This window comes from Thermus composti (assembly GCF_014647535.1).
In the GTDB taxonomy this organism is placed as follows: Bacteria; Deinococcota; Deinococci; order Deinococcales; family Thermaceae; genus Thermus; species Thermus composti.
Genome location: NZ_BMPJ01000032.1, coordinates 1 through 16090 on the forward strand (window position 1 = coordinate 1; position 16090 = coordinate 16090).

18 protein-coding genes, 4 tRNA genes and 1 pseudogene are annotated in these 16090 nt (G+C 67.0%); 10 read left to right on the top strand and 13 right to left on the bottom strand.

Translation table 11 applies throughout. The features are described 5' to 3' along the window. Positions 1-86: 86 nt before the first annotated feature. The 7 genes and pseudogenes from IEX93_RS10100 to pgeF all read right to left on the bottom strand — a co-directional run bounded on the left by IEX93_RS10100 (position 87) and on the right by pgeF (position 8213). Entirely contained in the window at positions 87-716 is a 630-nt protein-coding gene (locus IEX93_RS10100) for a histidine phosphatase family protein (protein WP_188848078.1), read from the bottom strand. After that, entirely contained in the window at positions 713-1714 is a 1002-nt protein-coding gene (gene purM / locus IEX93_RS10105) for a phosphoribosylformylglycinamidine cyclo-ligase (protein ID WP_188848079.1), read from the bottom strand. The genes IEX93_RS10100 and purM overlap by 4 nt, the downstream gene beginning before the upstream one ends. A 5-nt stretch (positions 1715-1719) precedes the next feature. Next, the gene (gatB, locus tag IEX93_RS10110; protein ID WP_188848080.1) at positions 1720-3129 is read right to left on the bottom strand and encodes an Asp-tRNA(Asn)/Glu-tRNA(Gln) amidotransferase subunit GatB; all 1410 of its coding nucleotides are present in this window, start codon (positions 3127-3129) and stop codon (positions 1720-1722) included. A 103-nt stretch (positions 3130-3232) separates the two neighbouring features. Beyond that, positions 3233-4318, bottom strand: coding sequence for a type IV pilus twitching motility protein PilT (locus IEX93_RS10115; protein ID WP_188848081.1), 1086 nt, complete (start codon positions 4316-4318; stop codon positions 3233-3235). 11 nt (positions 4319-4329) lie between these two features. After that, positions 4330-6999 (bottom strand): type IV pilus assembly ATPase PilB, encoded by a 2670-nt coding sequence (gene pilB, locus IEX93_RS10120; RefSeq protein ID WP_188848082.1) that lies wholly within the window; start codon positions 6997-6999, stop codon positions 4330-4332. Then, a complete protein-coding gene (locus tag IEX93_RS10125) occupies positions 6996-7478 on the bottom strand; it encodes a YqeG family HAD IIIA-type phosphatase (protein ID WP_188848083.1) in 483 nt (160 codons plus the stop codon). Before IEX93_RS10125 ends, pilB begins: the two co-directional genes overlap by 4 nt. A gap of 4 nt (positions 7479-7482) precedes the next feature. After that, positions 7483-8213: pseudogene (gene pgeF / locus IEX93_RS10130) on the bottom strand (peptidoglycan editing factor PgeF). 71 nt (positions 8214-8284) lie between these two features. Between pgeF and IEX93_RS10135 the strand changes: the two are divergent. After that, positions 8285-8689, top strand: coding sequence for a DUF4395 family protein (locus tag IEX93_RS10135; RefSeq protein WP_188848084.1), 405 nt, complete (start codon positions 8285-8287; stop codon positions 8687-8689). On the opposite strand, the gene ribH is transcribed toward IEX93_RS10135, so the two are convergent. After that, positions 8676-9149 (bottom strand): 6,7-dimethyl-8-ribityllumazine synthase, encoded by a 474-nt coding sequence (ribH, locus tag IEX93_RS10140; protein WP_188848085.1) that lies wholly within the window; start codon positions 9147-9149, stop codon positions 8676-8678. The genes IEX93_RS10135 and ribH overlap by 14 nt on opposite strands. Before the next feature lie 20 nt (positions 9150-9169). Between ribH and crcB the strand changes: the two genes are divergently transcribed. The 4 genes from crcB to IEX93_RS10160 are packed head-to-tail and all read left to right on the top strand — an operon-like array spanning position 9170 to position 10832. Next, on the top strand, positions 9170-9544 hold the full coding sequence (gene crcB, locus IEX93_RS10145) for a fluoride efflux transporter CrcB (protein ID WP_188848086.1): 375 nt from the start codon (positions 9170-9172) through the stop codon (positions 9542-9544). A 4-nt stretch (positions 9545-9548) separates the two neighbouring features. Beyond that, a complete protein-coding gene (locus IEX93_RS10150) occupies positions 9549-9881 on the top strand; it encodes a DUF190 domain-containing protein (RefSeq protein ID WP_188848087.1) in 333 nt (110 codons plus the stop codon). 44 nt (positions 9882-9925) lie between these two features. Beyond that, positions 9926-10534 carry a sulfite oxidase-like oxidoreductase gene (locus IEX93_RS10155; RefSeq protein WP_188848088.1) on the top strand — a complete coding sequence of 203 codons (609 nt, stop codon included), beginning with the start codon at positions 9926-9928 and terminating at the stop codon, positions 10532-10534. 31 nt (positions 10535-10565) lie between these two features. Next, a complete protein-coding gene (locus IEX93_RS10160; RefSeq protein WP_188848089.1) occupies positions 10566-10832 on the top strand; it encodes a hypothetical protein in 267 nt (88 codons plus the stop codon). On the opposite strand, the gene IEX93_RS10165 is transcribed toward IEX93_RS10160, so the two are convergent. From IEX93_RS10165 to IEX93_RS10180, 4 genes are read right to left on the bottom strand one after another with little or no spacing between them, the layout of a single operon-like run. Further along, complete coding sequence (locus IEX93_RS10165; protein ID WP_188848090.1) at positions 10808-11611, bottom strand: histidinol-phosphatase HisJ family protein; 804 nt, start codon at positions 11609-11611, stop codon at positions 10808-10810. The genes IEX93_RS10160 and IEX93_RS10165 overlap by 25 nt on opposite strands. Continuing rightward, on the bottom strand, positions 11601-12197 hold the full coding sequence (locus tag IEX93_RS10170; RefSeq protein WP_188848091.1) for a hypothetical protein: 597 nt from the start codon (positions 12195-12197) through the stop codon (positions 11601-11603). The genes IEX93_RS10165 and IEX93_RS10170 overlap by 11 nt, the downstream gene beginning before the upstream one ends. After that, entirely contained in the window at positions 12173-12730 is a 558-nt protein-coding gene (locus IEX93_RS10175) for a DNA-3-methyladenine glycosylase family protein (protein WP_188848092.1), read from the bottom strand. The genes IEX93_RS10170 and IEX93_RS10175 overlap by 25 nt, the downstream gene beginning before the upstream one ends. Further along, positions 12723-13313: a nicotinamidase gene (locus tag IEX93_RS10180; RefSeq protein WP_188848093.1), complete on the bottom strand. Its 591-nt coding sequence runs from the start codon at positions 13311-13313 to the stop codon at positions 12723-12725. The genes IEX93_RS10175 and IEX93_RS10180 overlap by 8 nt, the downstream gene beginning before the upstream one ends. Positions 13314-13367: 54 nt before the next feature. On the opposite strand from IEX93_RS10180, the gene metF reads away from it, so the two are divergent. Then, positions 13368-14249, top strand: coding sequence for a methylenetetrahydrofolate reductase [NAD(P)H] (gene metF / locus IEX93_RS10185; protein ID WP_188848094.1), 882 nt, complete (start codon positions 13368-13370; stop codon positions 14247-14249). Here the strand turns inward: metF and IEX93_RS10190 are convergent. Beyond that, the gene (locus tag IEX93_RS10190) at positions 14246-15544 is read right to left on the bottom strand and encodes an MBL fold metallo-hydrolase (RefSeq protein WP_188848095.1); all 1299 of its coding nucleotides are present in this window, start codon (positions 15542-15544) and stop codon (positions 14246-14248) included. The two genes, metF and IEX93_RS10190, sit on opposite strands and share 4 nt — an antisense overlap. A gap of 70 nt (positions 15545-15614) precedes the next feature. Between IEX93_RS10190 and IEX93_RS10195 the strand changes: the two genes are divergently transcribed. The 4 genes from IEX93_RS10195 (at position 15615) to IEX93_RS10210 (ending at position 15968) form a co-directional block, all read left to right on the top strand. After that, positions 15615-15690: transfer RNA gene (locus tag IEX93_RS10195), tRNA-Thr, on the top strand. An 11-nt stretch (positions 15691-15701) separates the two neighbouring features. Continuing rightward, a tRNA-Tyr gene (locus IEX93_RS10200) sits at positions 15702-15787 on the top strand. Between the two features lie 26 nt (positions 15788-15813). Beyond that, a tRNA-Gly gene (locus IEX93_RS10205) sits at positions 15814-15889 on the top strand. Between the two features lie 3 nt (positions 15890-15892). Continuing rightward, a tRNA-Thr gene (locus IEX93_RS10210) sits at positions 15893-15968 on the top strand. Positions 15969-16090 lie beyond the last annotated feature (122 nt).

A 16090-nucleotide genomic window follows, 5' to 3' on the forward strand; every position in this document is an offset into this window, starting at 1 on the left:
TGCCAAGGTCGGGGTCGCGGGTTCAAGTCCCGTCTCCCGCTCCAAACCTGCCCCCCCTGGGCCTAAAGCCCAGGGGGGGTTCGCTTTTAGCCTAGGCTTTCGTCGGAAAGCCAGTCGGCCCAGCTTTCTAGGTGGGCGGCGTCGGAGACGCTCAACACCTCCTTTTGGGGTAGGAGGATTCGGGTGATGGAGGTGTTGGGGATGTGGAAGCGGCGCCAGGCCTGGCCTTCCAGGTCCAGAGCCAGCTTCAGGGCCGCCCGCACCACGCCGCCGTGGGTGATGAGAAGGTGGCGCCCGGGGGGAAGGCCCTCGAGGAAACGGCTTAGCCTCCGGGCCACGTCGGCCATGCTTTCCCCTTTGGGCCTTGGGGTGTTCCAAGGGTCGGCGACGGCGGCCTGCACAAAGGCGGGGTAGCGGGCTTCCGCCTCTTCCCGGCTTAGCCCCGCAAGTTCCCCCACGTCAATCTCCCGGAGAAGGGGTGTGGTGATTAGGGAAAGCCCCAATAAAGAGGCGATGGGCTCGGCGGTCTGCCGGGCCCGCTGCAGGTCGGAGGCGAAAAGCCCGTTAAAGGGTAGGCCGCTTTTGGCTAGCCTTTGGGCCAGGCGGAAGGCTTGGCCGATGCCCGTGGGGGAGAGGGGGATGTCCAAGTGCCCCTGGAAAAGCTTTTTGACGTTCCACTCCGTTTCCCCGTGGCGGATGAACCAGAGCTCCTTCATACCAGCCGCACCCCGGCGCCGGCGACCACCCGGCCCACCCGGTAGCCCTCTACAAGGTCCAGGGCCTTTTCCGCTTCCCCCTCGGGGAGGATGAGGATGAGGCCGAGGCCCATGTTAAAGACCCGGTACATCTCCTCCTCGGGGATCCCGCCCAGGCGCTGGAGGTAGGGGAAGATGGGGGGGATGGGCCAGCTTCCCCGGACCACCTCGGCGCCGAGGCCTTCGGGAAGGGCCCGGGGGAGGTTTTCCGGTAGTCCCCCGCCGGTGATGTGGGCGATGGCGTGGATCTCCACCCCCGCTTCCTGGAGAAGGCGGAACTCCTCCAGGTAGGCCCGGTGGGGGCGGAGGAGGGCTTCTTTCAGGCTTTCCCCAAGCTCAGGGATAGGGGCAAAAAGGTCCTGGCCCGCCACCACCTTGCGGATGAGGGAGTAGCCGTTGGTGTGGGGGCCGGAGGAGGGGAGGCCCAAAAGGACGTCCCCCTCCCGCACCCGCTCGGGGCCCAGGATCGCCTTCCGCTCCACCACGCCCACCAGGGTGCCGGCGATGTCCCAGGCCCCCTCCCGGTAAACCCCGGGCATCTCGGCGGTCTCCCCGCCCAGAAGGGGGATGCCGTGGGCGCGGCAGGCTTCGGCCAGGGAGGTTAAGAGGGCGGCCAGAACGCCTTCCTCTAGGCGGCTTGCCGCTAAATAGTCCAGGAAGAAGAGGGGCCTAGCCCCCTGGCAGAGGAGGTCGTTCACCGAGTGGTTCACCAGGTCAAAGCCTAGGCCCGAGACGTCCTTCGCCTCGAGGGCCAGAAGGGTCTTGGTGCCCACCCCGTCGGTGGTGGCCACCAAAACCGGGTGTTCCATGCCCTTTAGGACCTGGGCGTCAAAAAGCCCCCCAAAGGCCCCAAGGCCCCTTAGCACCTCCTTGGTGTAGGTGGCGGCGATGGCGGCCTTGGCCCCTTCTAGGGCCTTGGCCTTGGCCTCTATGTGGACCCCGGCCTCCTCGTAGCGCATCGGCCCTATCCTACCCCAAGGGTCTCCAGGAGGAGGCGGCGCACCAGGTCGGGCCGGGCCTGGCCCCGGGTCTTGCGCATCACCTGGCCCACCAGGGCGTCCAGGGCCTTGAGCTTGCCCTGGCGGACGCTTTCCGCCGCCTCGGGCATGGCGGCGATGACCTCGGCCACCAGGGCCTTGAGCGCCCCCTCGTCCGCCACCACCCCAAGCCCCCGCGCCCGCACCAAGGCCTCGGGGTCTTGGCCCTCGAGGACCTCGGGGAGGAGCTCCTTGGCCACCCGGCTTGTGATCCTTCCCCCCTCAAAGAGGGCCACCAGGCGGGCGAAGCCCTCGGGGGTGAGGTGGGTCTGGGTGAGCTCCAGGCCCCTTTCGTTCAGAAGCCCCGCCACGTCCGCCAAAAGCCAGTTGGCCAGGGCCTGGGGGGAGGCGAGGCCGGTCTTTAGGGCTTGATCAAAGAAGCGGGCCCAGGCGGGGGTGTAGGCCAGGACCTCGGCGTCCTTTTCCTTGATGCCCAGGGCGCGGTAGCGGGCCTCCTTTTCCCAGGGGAGTTCGGGAAGGCTTCGCCGCACCTCCTCAAGCCAGTCCCGGGGGATGGCCACGGGGGGCAGGTCGGGCTCGGGGAAGTAGCGGTAGTCGGCTTCTTCCTCTTTGGTGCGCATGGGGTAGGTCTTGCCGCTCCCCTCCTCAAAGCCCATGGTGGCTTGCTTCACCTTCTCCCCCCGCCTCAGGATCTCGGTTTGGCGGCGGATCTCGTACTCCAGGGCCCGTTGCACGCTTTTGAAGGAGTTGAGGTTTTTGATCTCCACTTTGGTGCCTAAAGGCTCCCCTACCCGGCGCACGCTCACGTTTACGTCGGCCCGGAGCTTGCCCTCCTCGGGGGAGGCGTCGGAGATCCCCAGGGTTTGGACCAAAGCCTGGATGCGCTGCAGGAAAAGCCGGGCTTCCTCCGGGGTCTTAAGGTCGGGCTCGGTGACCAGTTCTATAAGGGAGCTTCCCGCCCGGTTAAGGTCCAGAAGGGTTCTTCCTTCCAGATGGAGGCTTTTGCCGGCGTCCTCCTCCAGGTGGAGGCGCTTGATGCGCACCGCCCGCTTCCCCAAGGGGAGGCTTCCCCCTTGCCCTAGGGGGAGGTCGTACTGGCTGATCTGGTAGTTCTTGGGGAGGTCGGGGTAGAAGTAGTTCTTCCGGTGGAAGACGAGCCTGGGTGGGATCTCGCTCCCTAGCGCCAGGGCGAGCCTAAGGCCAAACTCCACCGCCTTTCGGTTGGGCACGGGGAGGGCTCCGGGAAGGCCCAGGCAGACGGGGCAGACGTGGGTGTTGGGCTCGGCCCCGAAGTAATCGGCTTGGCAGCCGCAAAAGGCCTTGGTCCGGGTCTTCAGGTGCAGGTGGACCTCGAGGCCGATGACGGCTTCGTACATGGCCTAAAGTCTACCCCAACTAAGGGGCCGCACGGTGGTTTCGCAACAGGCTTGGGAAGCCCCTCTTGGGGCCCCCACCGCAGCTTTAGCTGCGGTGGGGTACTTAGCGCCTGCTCCCTTCCGGGACCCCCGCCAAGCGGGCGAACTCCTTGGGATCTATGGCCCGGGCAAGCCCCATCTCATAGGTGATGAGCTTGCGCTTGTAAAGGTCGGCCAAAGAGGCATCCATGGTGATCATCCCGTACTGGCCCCCGGTCTGGATGACGCTCCTTAGCTGGTGGCTCTTACCTTCTCGGATCAGGGCCCTAACGGCGGGGGTGGCGATCATGAGTTCATAGGCCAAGACCCTTCCCCCGCCGAAGGCCTTGGGCAGGAGCTGTTGCGTGAGGACCGCCACCAGGTTGTTGGAAAGCTGCACCCGGATCTGCTCCTGCTGGTTCTCCGGGAAAACGTCCACGATGCGGTCAATGGTCTCGGGGGCGGAGTTGGTGTGGAGGGTGCCCATGACGAGGTGCCCCGTCTCGGCGGCGGTGATGGCGGCGGCGATGGTCTCGTAGTCCCGCATCTCCCCCACCAGGATGACGTCTGGGGCCTGGCGGAGGACCGAGCGCAACGCCCGGTGGAAGTCCTTGGTGTCGGCGCCGATTTCCCGCTGGTTGACGATGGCCTTCTTGTGCTTGTGGAAGAACTCTATGGGGTCCTCAATGGTGACGATGTGGCAGGCCCGGCGCTCGTTGATGTAGTCAATCATGGAGGCCAAGGTGGTGCTTTTACCGCTTCCCGTGGGGCCTGTCACTAAGACGAGGCCCCTTGGGCTCATGGCGATCTCGGCGATGACCTTGGGGAGGCCCAGCTCCTCAAAACTCTTGATCTGAGCGGGCACCACCCGCAAGACCCCGCCCACGCTTCCCCTTTGCAGGAAGACGTTCACCCGGAAGCGCCCCTTGCCCGGGAGACTAAAGGAGAAGTCCAGTTCCTTCTCCTCTTCAAAGACCCGCTGCTGTTTCTCGTCCATGAGGGCGTACATGAGGCGGCGGGTCTCCTGGGGGGTGAGGGGCTCGTACTCGGTGGGGTGGAACTCCCCGTCCACCTTGATCATGGGGGGAAGGCCCACGGTGATCACCAGGTCGCTCGCCCCCCGTTCCACGGCCAGGGTAAGAAGGTCCACGATATCGGGCGTCTTGGGCATACCGGCCTCCTTCACTCAATGGTACGGGCCAGGACCTCCTCGAGGGTGGTGATCCCTTGGAGGGCCTTGTAGATACCGTCTTCCCGCAAGGTCTTCATGCCCTTCTTGCGGGCGATCTCCTTGATCTCCGTGGCGGACTTCCCGGAAACGATGGCGTGGCGGATCTCGTCGTCCACCACCAGAAGCTCGTGGATGGCGTAGCGGCCCTTGTAGCCGGTGCCGCCGCACCGCTCGCACCCCATGCCCTTGTAGAGCCTGGCCCCTTGGATCTCGGCCTCGGGAAGCCCAAGGCGCTTTAGGACCTCGAGGTCAGGCTTCACCTCCACCTTGCAGTGGTCGCAGATCCGGCGCACCAGGCGCTGGGAGAGGACGCCGATGAGGGCGGCGGAGATGTTGAAGAGCTCCACCCCCATCTCGTCCAAGCGAGTGATGGCCTGGGCGGCGTCGTTGGTGTGGAGGGTGGCGATGACCAGGTGGCCGGTGAGGGCGGCCTCGGTGGCGATCTTGGCCGTTTCGGAGTCCCGGATCTCCCCCACCATGATGATGTCGGGGTCCTGGCGGAGGAAGGCCCTTAGGGCCCGGGCGAAGGTGAGGCCCGCCTGGGGGTTCACCTGGGTCTGGTTGATCCCGGGGATCTCGTACTCCACGGGGTCCTCAATGGTCTGGGTGTTCTTGTCGGGGGTGGCGATGCGCTTGAGGATGGAGAAGGTGGTGAAGCTTTTGCCCGAGCCCGTGGGACCGGTGATCAGGAAGATCCCGTAGGGCTTGGAGATCACCTCCTTGAAGCGCTCAAACACCCCCGGGGCGAAGCCCAATTGTTCAATCTCCGGGATGTCGCTGGCCTTCTTGAGAAGGCGCATCACCGCCTTTTCCCCGTAGACCGTGGGCAGGGTGGAAAGCCTCAAGTCCACGTCAATGGCCCCTTCCCGGTAGCGCACCCGGCCGTCCTGGGGGAGGCGCCTTTCCGCGATGTTGAGGCCCCCCATGATCTTGATCACACTGATCACGGGGTTGAGGGCGTTTCTGGGCAAGGTGGTGTACTGGCGTAGGGCGCCGTCAATCCTTAGGCGCACCAGGACATCCGCCTGGCGGGGCTCAATGTGGATGTCCGAGGCGTCTTGAAGGTAGGCCTCGCGGATCACCTGCTTGACGAAGCGCTGGGCGGCGCTCTCGTCCAGCTCGGCGGGGAGGGCTTCCTCCTCCTGGCGCGCTACCTGGGAAAGCTCTTTGGCCAGCTCGGTGAGCTCCTCCCTCCCGTAGAAGCGCTCAATGAGTTTGACGATGGCGGCCTCGGTGGCCACCGCCGGGACCACCTCGTAGTTCAGGCCCTTGCGCTTGAGGGCCAAGCGCACGTCGTCCAGGGCGATGACGTTCCTGGGGTCCTTCATGAGGAGGACGAGGTTTTTCCCCTCCAGGTGGTGAGGGAAGACCCCATAGCGCCGGGCCAGCTCCTCGGGGATCAGCAAGGCGGCGCTGGGGTCCGGGGGGTTCTCCTGGGGGTCAATGTAAGCGTAGCCCAGCTGGGTGGCCACCGCCTGGGCCAGGGCCTCGGGCTTGAGCTTCCCCGACTGGACCAGGGTGTCCTCCAGCCTTCCTCCCCCTTGGCGCTGCTTCTTCAGGGCCTCCTCCACGTCCTCGGGGCGGACGAGGCCCAGCTCCACCAGGATCTCCCCCAAAGGTTTGGCCTTGGGCAGGCGGCGCTGGACCTCCAGGGCCTCCCGCAGGTCCTCCCGGGAAAGGCGGCCCTCCTGCACCAAAACCTCCCCCAGGCGGCCCCTTTCCGGGTAGGCCCGGTGGAAGAGGGCTTCCCAGGCCTTGGACGGGGTGAGGTAGAAGCGGGTGGGCCGCCCCAAAAGCTCCTCCACCGCTTCCTTGTGCCGGGGGTCGGCCAGGACCACCTCCACCTTTCCCTCCCGGAAGCCCACGGGCACGGCGCTAAAGCGGAGGGCGTCGGACCTGAGGAGGAGCTCGGCGGCCCTGGGATCGGGGGTGAGCCCCTCGGTGCTCTCCAGGAACTCCAGGCCCTTCTGCTCCGCCAAGGCCCGGTAGAGGTCCTCCTCGGAAAGGCCCTTCTGCACCAGGATCCGGCCCAGGAGGTCCCCGCTTTTCTCCTGTTCCTTCAGGGCTTCCTCCAGGGTGGCCCGGTCCACCAGGCCCTTCTGCAGCAAAAGCTCCCCCAGCCGGAGCTCCCCTTGGCTAGGGCCTGCGGGTGGGGGGGGGAGGGGGAGGCCGAGCTCGGGGTAGTTCTTGGCTAGGGCGTAGAGGAAGGCGCTCTTGGTGGTCTGGTAGGGCTCCACCACGAGGCCGGTGAGGTCCTCCACCTCCTCGAGGCTCAGGGTGTCCAGGGGGTTGACGAAGGCCACCCGCACCACCCCCGCCTCCTCGTCCAGGGCGAAGGGGATGGCCTGAAGCTCCTTGGCCTTCTCCGCCGGAAGGAGGGCCTTCACCTTGGGGGGAATCTCCATCTGGTGGAGCTCCACCAAGGGGATGCCGAAGTGGTCCTCAATGACCTGGGCGATTCTCTTCTCCGAGACCAGGCCCATGTTCACCAGGACCTCGGCCAGGTTTCCCCCCACCTCCCGATGCCGCTCCAGGGCCATCTGGAGCTCCTCGTCGGTGAGGACGCTCGCGTCCAAAAGCACCGCTCCCAGCCGCTTGTCGCCGATGGTCAGCACGCTCATGAGGTTCCTCCCCAGGGTTTTCTGAAGGGAGTTTCCAGCATCCTTATGAAACGCGTGTAAAAGAACTCCCGCTCCCGCAAGGGGGGCACCAAGACGGTGTAGGCCCCCACCAGGTTCCCCCCCAGGACATCGGTGAAGACCTGGTCCCCCACCACCGCCACCTCCTTGGCGGGAAGGCCCAAGGCCTTCAGGGCCTTGCGGAAGCCGAACCAGGGCTTAAAGGCGGGGGCGTGGCCCGGCAGGCCCAGGGCCTTCTGCACCCGGGCGAAGCGCTCGGGGAGGGCGTTGGAGAGGAGGTAGAGGGGCATTTCCGCTTTTAGGGAGGCAAGCCAGGCCCGAAACTCCGGCGGAAGATCCTCCTCCCCGTAGGGGAGAAGGGTGTTGTCCAGGTCCAGGATCACCCCCTTAAGCCCCCGGGCCCTAAGCCACTCCGGGGTGAGGTGGAGGAGGGAGGGAAGGACCGCCCTGGGGAAGAGCACGCCCTTATTGTGCCACGGGGAGCATCACCAGCCCCCACATCCGCCCCGTTCTCCCCCGGTCGCGGCGGTGGGAGAAGAGGGTGGGGGTGCAGTGGGTGCAAAGCCCTACCCGGTAGATGCGCTCTGGGCTAAGCCCCGCCCTCTGGGCCTGGAGGAGGAGGGCCTTTTCCAGGTCCAGGAGGTACTTCCCCGGGGCCTTGGGGTCGGGGGTGAAGGCGGAAAGCCCCGCCTGGGCGAAGGCCTCGGCCACCTCCTCCCCCACCTGGTAGCACCGCCCCCCGATCCCCGGGCCTATGGCCAGGTGGACCGCCTTGGGGTCCAGGCCCGCTTCCTCCAAAAGGGCGAGGGCCCTAGGCAGGATCCCCCCACCACCCCCCGCCAGCCCGCGTGGAGCGCCCCCACAAGGCCTTCGGGGTGGTAGAGGAGGAGGGGGTAGCAGTCCGCCACCCCCACCCGGAGGAGGAGGCCCGGGGTGCGGGTGAGGAGGCCGTCGCCTTCCCAGGTGCCCGGGCCTTCCACGAGGTGGACCCGGGTGCCGTGCACCTGCTTTAGGGCGGCCACCTTGGGGTGGCCGAAGGCGGCCAGGACCCGCCTTTGGTTTTCCGCCACCCGTTCGGGGTCGTCCCCGGTGGCGGCGGAGAGGTTGAGGCTGGCGAAGGGGCCCTGGGAGACGCCCCCAAGCCGGGTGGTGAAGCCGTGGGGGACGGGAAGGGGGGTGGTGAGGAGGGGGACCACGCCCCCATTCTGCCACGGGCACTGTGCCTTTTACCCCTATCTTTCACGGACTCAGGTGTATAGTGAACCCCATGCGGACGGACCGGAACCAGCTCCGCTTCAACCAGGCCCTCCTCGTCCTCCTTCTGCCCCTGGCGGCCCTTTTGGACCAGCCCTGGCTCGTTTACCTCCTCTTCCTCCTCATGGCGAGCCAGCACACCCCCTGGGACCTGATGGTGGCCCTGAAGCGCCTCCTCCGCATTCCCCCGCAGCTCGTGGAGGAGGACCCGAGACCTCACCGCTTCGCCCGCTTTCTGGGGGCCGTCTTCCTGGGGCTTGCCTCCTTGGCCCTCCTCCTCGGCCTGAAGCCCTTGGGCTATGTCCTCGCCCTCCTCGTGGCCCTTTTGGCCTTCGTCAACCTGGCCTTCGGCTTCTGCCTGGGGTGCTTCCTCTACCTGCACCTGCGCTACGCCCGGGCCATCATCACCGGGAAATAGCCTCCAGAAGGCGCACCATCTCAATGGCGGTGAAGACCGCCTCGGCCCCTTTGTTTCCCGCCTTGCCTCCCGCGCGCTCCTGGGCCTCCTCGGGGGTGTTGGTGGTGAGGACGCCGAAGACGATGGGCTTTTCCGTCTGGAGCATGGCCTGCATGAGGCCGCTCGCCGCCTGGGCGGCCACGTACTCAAAGTGAGGGGTCTCCCCCCGGATCACCGCCCCCAGGGCCACCACCGCGTCCACGTCGGGCCTTTGGGCCAGGCGCTTGGCCACCAGGGGAAGCTCAAAGGAGCCCGGGACCCAGGCTACCAGGACCTCGGCGGGGTCCCCCCCAAGCCGGGCGTAGGCCTCGAGGGCCCCTTCCAGAAGGAGCTTGGTCACCCGCTCGTTGAAGCGGCCCACGGCGATGGCGAGCCGCACCCCCTTGGCGGTGAGGATGGGGGAGAGGGTCTTGGGCTTCATGGCCCCAATATACTTTGGGGGTGGAGCGCTACCTCCTGGTGGCCCTGGGAGGCGCTTTGGGCTCGGTTTTGCGCTACGGGCTTGGGGCCTGGGTCCAGGGGGCCTTGGGGCCCGGTTTCCCCTATAGCACCCTGATGGTGAACGCCCTGGGGAGTTTTTTCATCGGCCTGAGCCTCCGGCTTTCCCTGGAGGGGGTTCTTTCCGGGGAGGCCCGGCTCTTCCTGGCGGTGGGGGTCCTGGGGGGGTTCACCACCTTCTCCTCGTTTAGCTACGAGACCCTGGCCCTCCTCCAGGGGGGTGAGGCGGGCAAGGCCTTCCTCTACGCCCTGGGAAGCCTTCTCCTGGGGCTTCTCCTGGTTTTGGCGGGGTACCGCCTGGGCGGGGTGCTAGGCTAGGGGCATGCGGCTAGAGGGCGAGGCCCTTCTCCTTAGGGTCTTCCTGGGGGAGTCGGACCGCTACGAGGGGAGGCCCCTCTACGAGGCCATCGTCCTCGAGGCTCGCCGCCAGGACCTTGCCGGGGCCACGGTCCTCAAGGGCTTCATGGGTTTTGGGGCCCACTCCCGCATCCACACCGCCAAGATCCTGCAGCTTTCCGAGGACCTCCCCGTGGTGGTGGAGATCGTGGACACGGAGGAGAAGGTCCGGGCCTTCCTTCCCGTGCTGGACGGGATGGTGCGGGAAGGGCTCGTCACCTTGGAGAAGGCGCGGGTCATCGCCTACCGGAGTCGGTGAGCGGGCGCCCTTTTTCTCCAGGGCCTTGGGGCTACCTTGGGGGCATGGACCCCCGCGTGCCCCCGGGCCAGTTCGTCACCGAGCGCTTCCCCATCCTCACCTACGGGGAGACCCCGAGGATCCCCAAGGAGGAGTGGCGCCTCGAGGTGACAGGCCTCGTGGAAAGGCCCCTCGTCCTCACCTACGAGGACCTCCTCGCCCGGCCCCAGGTGGAACTCACCCGGGACTTCCACTGCGTCACCCGCTGGAGCCGCCTGGACGTGGTCTGGAAGGGGGTGCGGGTTAAGGACCTTTTGGAGGAGGCCCGCCCTAAGCCCGAGGCGGTGGCGGCTTTGGTGGAGTGCTACGGCGGTTACACCACCAACCTCCTTTTGGAGGACCTTTTGAAGGAGGACGTGATCCTGGCCCACACCCTCTTCGGAAAGCCCCTCCCCCCGGAAAGGGGTGGCCCCGTCCGCCTCCTCGTGCCCCACCTCTACGCCTGGAAGAGCGCCAAGTGGGTGCGCCGCATCCTCCTTTTGGACCACCTGGAGCTCGGCTTCTGGGAGCGGCTGGGCTACCACTGGCGGGGGGACCCCTGGAAGGAGGAGCGCTTCCAGGAGGGGCCGGTGCCCTCCGCCCGGATACGGTTCCAAGCGTGCAAAAAATCTTAGTGTTATAATGTAAGTCCTAGGGAGGTGGGTTATGGCGTTGGCCCAAGCGCGGTTCCAGGTGGACGAGGCCTTGGCTGCTTACCGCCAGTGCGTGGAGGAGGAGGCCAAGGAGTACGGCCCCGAGTACGAGCGGGTGACCTTCATGGAGTACGAGGCCCCCGCCCCCGACCCCTGCGCCGAGGCCTTCTCGCGCCTGGTGGCGGCGGTGCGGGCCTACGAGGCCGTGGGGGGAAACCGGGAGGACCTGGACCTGGGGGCCGAGAGGAAACGGGTTTACGAGGCCTTGGACAGGGAGTAGGCTCGAGGCCGCCCCTCCTGGAAGAAATAGGCCTCCTGAAAGCCCAGCTCTTTTAGGAGGGCCGCGGTCTCGGGAAAGGCGAAGCCCACCTGCTCGGGGCGGTGGGCGTCGGAGCCCAGGACCACCCCGATGCCAAGCTCCCGGGCCCGCCGGAGGAGGATGGGGGCGGGGTAGATCTCCTGGGCGGGGTTCCTGAGCCCGGCGGTGTTCACGTCCAGGAAAAGCCCCGCCTCGGCGATGGCCCTTAGGGCGGGCTCGGCCAGCTCCAAAAGGGCCTCCTCGGGGAGGCGGTGGCCGAACTTCTTGGGGAGGTCCAGGTGGCCGATGGCGTGGAAGAGGCCGCTTTGGGCGGCCTTTTCCACCTCTTGGAAGTAGGCCCGGAAGACCTCCTTCAGGTTGCGCCAGGCGTACTCCTCCCGGTGGTCCGGGTGGTCCAGGGGCCAGGCCCCCAGGAAGTGGACGCTCCCGATCACGTAGTCAAAGGGGTAGCTTTTTAAGAGGGTCCTCACGAAGGCCTCGGTGCCGGGGTGGAAGTCCGCCTCGAGGCCGAGGCCCACGTAGAGGTCCTGGGCCTGTTCCCGCACCCTTTCCAGGGCGAGGAGGTAGAAGGGGAGGGCCTCGAGGCGCATCCGGCTTCCCGGGTCGTACCAGGGGGGCATGGGGCTGTGGTCGGTGAAGACCACGCCTTTAAGCCCCTTGGCCCGCGCCTCCTCCAGGTAGGCCTCGGGGTGGCCCTCCGCGTGGCCGCAGAGGGGGGTGTGGACGTGGCTATCCACCATGGGGGGATTCTACCCGCACCAGCTTCCCCTGCCAGGCGTAGGCCACCACTTCCTGCCCCAAGGCCCGGGAGAGGTCCAGGGAAAGAAAGGGGTCCTCCACCACCTCCCCCCCCACCTCCTGGACCAGGACAGGGGTGAAGGGGGGAAGAAGGGCGGGGTAGCGCTCCAGGATGGCCTCCACCGCAAAGCGCCGGGCCCAAAGCCGCTTCAGGGCGAAGAGGGCCTCCTGGGGGGTGGAGGCCCTTTCCCCTTCCGCCTCCCCCGCGTAGCGGAGGAGGAAGGGCCCCCGCCCTTTGAGGGCTTCCAGGAAGGCCTCGGCCCGCTCGGGGAGGAGGTAGCTTTCCCGCACCGCCCGCCGGGCCTCTTCCGCCGCCACCAGGAGAAGCTCCTCGTCAATGCGCACGCCGAAGACCCCTTGGAAGAGGGCCGTGATCCTCTCGGGAAGGTTGGCCAGGCGGTAGAACTCCGCCTCCAGGTCCACCACCCAGGTGGGGACCACCTCCTGGCCCCGGGCCTCGAGGAGGCGGAGAAGGGCGACCTCGCCCGGGGCCAGGGCCTCCTTTAGGGGGAGGATAGGCTTCGCCATAGGTACCAGGCCAGGTGGCTCCGGTAGGGGCGGAAGGCCTCGCCGAAGGCGGGAAGGGCCTCGGGGGCCACGCCAAAAAGGCGCGCTGCGGCCCGGCGAAGCCCCAGGTCCCGCACCGGCCAGACGTCGGGCCTTCCCAGGCCGAACATCAAGAACATCTCCGCCGTCCAGGGCCCCACCCCCCGGACGCGGGTGAGGCGCTCCACCACCGCTTCGTCCTCCAGGCGGTCAAGCCCGGCCAGGAGCCCTTCCTCCGCCTTGGCCGCAAGGTCCTTTAGGGCCAAGGCCTTCGCCCGGGAGAGGCCCGCCTGCCGCAGGAGGTCTAAGGGGGCCTCGAGGAAGGCCTTTGGCGTGGGGGGGACGAGGCGGAAGAGGCGCTCGGTGAGGCGGGCGGCCGCCTGGGTGGAGAGCTGCTGGGCCACCACGCTTTCCGCGAGCACGCGGAAGGGGGGCCTTTGGGGAAAGGGGTTGGGGGCGAAGGGGGCGGGGCCGTACCGCCTGTAAAAGGCGGCGAGGACGGGGTGCTCAAACAAACCGGACCCCCTCGGCCCGGGTGACCTTGCCCTGGTAGAGGAAGGTCACCTGGCGCAAGGTGGCCTCCAGGTCAAAGGGGGTGAGGGCGCTGGTGGCGTCCTCGGGGAGGACCACGTTGTACCAGCGCAAGGCGGCCGACCCCGCCGTGTGCAGGACGCAGATGTTGGCCACCGTTCCCGTGACCACCACGTGTCTCACCCCCCAAAGGTGCAGGTAATGGTCCAAGGGGGTGCCGTAGAAGGCATCGTAGCGGACCTTCTGGATCACGAGGTCCCCCGGCTCGGGCTTGAGCTCCTCGAGGATCTCCGCCCCCCAGGTTCCGGCCACGGCGTGCCGGGGCCAGATGCGGAACTCGGGGTCGTCCTCCCGGTGCCAGTCCTGGGTGAAGACCACCCTCGCCCCCGCTTGCCTCGCCCTTTCCAGGAGAAGCTGGATGGCGGGGACGCTTTTGGGGGCCTCGGGCACGAAGAGGGCCCCTTGGGGGTGGGCGAAGTCGTTTTGCATGTCCACCACGATGAGGGCCGTCTCCTTGGCGGGAAGCTCCAGGCTTTCCACCCTGGGGATCTCGGGGACTTCCACCATGCCCTCATTCTGCCACCCTTGACCGGGGGTGGGGGAGGGGCTACACTTCTTCGCATGAAAATACGGGACCTCCTCAGAAGCCGCCAGGGGCCCCTTTTCTCCTTTGAGTTCTTTCCCCCGAAGACGGCGGAGGGGGAGGAGGCGCTTTTCCGTACCATGGCCGAGCTCAAGGCCTTCCGCCCGGCCTTCGTCTCCATCACCTACGGGGCCATGGGGAGCACCCGGGAAAGGAGCGTGGCCTGGGTGGAGAGGATCCGGGCCCTGGGCCTCAACCCCTTGGCCCACCTCACCGTGGCCGGGCAGAGCCGAAAAGAGGTGGCGGAGGTCCTTTCCCGCTTCGTGGCCGTGGGGGCCGAGAACATCCTGGCCCTGCGGGGGGACCCCCCAAAAGGGGAGAGGGTCTTCCGCCCCCACCCGGAGGGCTTCCGCTACGCTTGGGAGCTGGTGGCCCTCATCCGGGAGTGCTACGGGGACCGGGTCTCCGTGGGCGGGGCGGCCTACCCCGAGGGGCACCCGGAAAGCGAGAGCCTCGAGGCCGACCTCCGCCACTTCAAGGCCAAGGTGGAGGCGGGGCTGGACTTCGCCATCACCCAGCTTTTCTTCAACAACGCCCACTACTTCGGCTTCCTGGAAAGGGCGCGGCGGGCGGGAATAGAAATCCCCATCCTCCCCGGGATCATGCCCATCACCAGCTACGCCCAGCTCCGCCGCTTCACCGAGGTCTGCGGGGCCAGCATCCCGGGGCCTCTCCTCGCCAAGCTGGAGCGACACCAGGACGACCCAAAGGCCGTCCTGGAGATCGGGGTGGAGCACGCCATCCGCCAGGTGGCGGAGCTTTTAGAGGCGGGGGTGGAGGGGGTCCACTTCTACACCCTGAATAAAAGCCCCGCCACCCGCATGGTCCTGGAGGGCTTGGGCTTCCGCCCGGCGCCCTAGATCTCTATCCCCTCCCCGAAATCCCCCAGGCGCACTCCCTGCCCCCGGAGGGCCAGAAGCTTCCCCAGGGCCAAAAGCTTCTCCTCCTCCCCGTGGACCAAGACCACCTGGGGCTGGCCTTCCAGCCAGTCCAAAAGCTCGTCCTGGCCCGCGTGCCCGGAGAACCCCCCCAGGGTGTGGACGCTGGCCCGCAGGGGCACCTCTTCCCCCAGGATCCGCACGACCTGGGGCCTGGCCAGGATCTCCGCCCCAAGGCCCCCTCGAGGCTGGTAGCCCACGAAGACCAGGGCGTTTTTGGGGTCGGAAAGGCCGTGCTTGAGGTGGTGAAGGATCCTTCCCCCGGAGAGCATCCCGCTCCCGGCGATGACCACCATGGGGCCGGGCTCCCGGTTTAGGGCCTTGGAGGCCTCTACGCTTTCCACCACCTCCAAATGGCGCGGGCGGAAGGGGTTTTTCCCCTGAAGGAAATAGGCCTGCACCTCCTCGCTGAAGTAGCGGACGAGCCTCGGGTAGAGCTCCAAGACCCGGCTCGCCATGGGGGAGTCCAGGTAGATGGGGGCCTTGGGGAGGCGGTGGCCCTCCTCGTAAAGGAGGAAGAGGATCTCCTGGGCCCTTTCCACGGCGAAGGAGGGGATGAAGACCTTTCCCCCCCGGCTTAGCGTCTCCCCTAGGACCTCGAGGAACTCCCGCACCGTGTCCTTGAAGGAGCGGTGGGGCCGGTCCCCGTAGGTCCCCTCGCAGAGGACCAGGTGGGCCTTGGGGGGCAGGGAGGGGTCGGGGAGGACCACCTTTTCCCGGTTCCCCAGGTCCCCGCTGTAGACGAAGACCTTGCCCTCCCCGTGGGCCACCACGAAGGCGCTTCCCGGGAGGTGCCCCGCCTGGCCCAAGGAGAGGGTGAGGTCCCCCAGCCTAAGCCACTCCCCGTACTCCAGGGGCCGGGCGTGGCGGAAGGCCTCCTCCACGTCTTCCGGGGCGAAGGGCGGGTTTTCCATAACCTTCAGGGCGTCTTCCAAAACGATCCGCGCGAGGAGCCAGGTGGCCTGGGTGGCGTAAACAGGGCCCCGGAAGCCCTCCCGGAAGAGCCTGGGTAGCCTCCCCACGTGGTCCAGGTGGGCGTGGGTGAGGACCACGGCCTCCACCCCCTTGGGGTCAAAGCCAAAAGGGGCGTGGTTTTTCTCCTCTTCCCCCCGCCCCTGGTAAAGCCCGCAGTCCAAGAGGATTCGCCTTCCCTCCGCCAAGAGGAGGTGGCAGCTTCCCGTCACCTCCCGGGTGGCGCCAAAAGGTACGATGCGCATGCCCTTATCTTGACACTCACCTTGGGGTATGCTAGCCTATTCCCTCGGACAGGGTCCCATCCCCGGTCCTGCCACCCTAGCTCAACCGGCAGAGCACCCGACTTGTAATCGGGGGGTTGGGGGTTCAACTCCCCTGGGTGGCTCCAAAAAAGGGCGTGGGCAGGTGCCCGAGCGGCCAAAGGGGACGGTCTGTAAAACCGTTGGCGTATGCCTTCGCTGGTTCGAATCCAGCCCTGCCCACCAGTCGGTGTGCCCCAAGCACACCCCATGCGGGAGTAGCTCAGGTGGTAGAGCATCGGCTTCCCAAGCCGAGGGTCGCGGGTTCGAGTCCCGTCTCCCGCTCCACGAGCTCGCGTAGCTCAGCAGGTAGAGCACACCCTTGGTAAGGGTGAGGTCGCCGGTTCGAGCCCGGCCGCGAGCTCCATCTTTTTTCTGCCCTGGGAGCACCCCAGGGCGGCTTTGGCGTGTAAGAAGGAGGCGAAGATGGCGAAGGGCGAGTTTGTACGGACGAAGCCTCACGTGAACGTGGGGACGATTGGGCACGTG

Bases quoted from the DNA above. Each gene is read 5' to 3' on its own strand.
- IEX93_RS10155 (WP_188848088.1), top strand. From the start codon at position 9,926: ATGGACCCCCGCGTGCCCCCGGGCCAGTTCGTCACCGAGCGCTTCCCC.
- gatB (WP_188848080.1), bottom strand. From the start codon at position 3,129: ATGTACGAAGCCGTCATCGGCCTCGAGGTCCACCTGCACCTGAAGACC.
- purM (WP_188848079.1), bottom strand. From the start codon at position 1,714: ATGCGCTACGAGGAGGCCGGGGTCCACATAGAGGCCAAGGCCAAGGCC.
- IEX93_RS10180 (WP_188848093.1), bottom strand. From the start codon at position 13,313: ATGGTGGAAGTCCCCGAGATCCCCAGGGTGGAAAGCCTGGAGCTTCCC.
- IEX93_RS10160 (WP_188848089.1), top strand. From the start codon at position 10,566: ATGGCGTTGGCCCAAGCGCGGTTCCAGGTGGACGAGGCCTTGGCTGCT.
- metF (WP_188848094.1), top strand. From the start codon at position 13,368: ATGAAAATACGGGACCTCCTCAGAAGCCGCCAGGGGCCCCTTTTCTCC.
- IEX93_RS10100 (WP_188848078.1), bottom strand. From the start codon at position 716: ATGAAGGAGCTCTGGTTCATCCGCCACGGGGAAACGGAGTGGAACGTC.
- IEX93_RS10190 (WP_188848095.1), bottom strand. From the start codon at position 15,544: ATGCGCATCGTACCTTTTGGCGCCACCCGGGAGGTGACGGGAAGCTGC.
- IEX93_RS10165 (WP_188848090.1), bottom strand. From the start codon at position 11,611: ATGGTGGATAGCCACGTCCACACCCCCCTCTGCGGCCACGCGGAGGGC.
- pilB (WP_188848082.1), bottom strand. From the start codon at position 6,999: ATGAGCGTGCTGACCATCGGCGACAAGCGGCTGGGAGCGGTGCTTTTG.
- IEX93_RS10115 (WP_188848081.1), bottom strand. From the start codon at position 4,318: ATGCCCAAGACGCCCGATATCGTGGACCTTCTTACCCTGGCCGTGGAA.
- IEX93_RS10170 (WP_188848091.1), bottom strand. From the start codon at position 12,197: ATGGCGAAGCCTATCCTCCCCCTAAAGGAGGCCCTGGCCCCGGGCGAG.
- IEX93_RS10150 (WP_188848087.1), top strand. From the start codon at position 9,549: ATGCGGCTAGAGGGCGAGGCCCTTCTCCTTAGGGTCTTCCTGGGGGAG.
- IEX93_RS10135 (WP_188848084.1), top strand. From the start codon at position 8,285: ATGCGGACGGACCGGAACCAGCTCCGCTTCAACCAGGCCCTCCTCGTC.
- ribH (WP_188848085.1), bottom strand. From the start codon at position 9,149: ATGAAGCCCAAGACCCTCTCCCCCATCCTCACCGCCAAGGGGGTGCGG.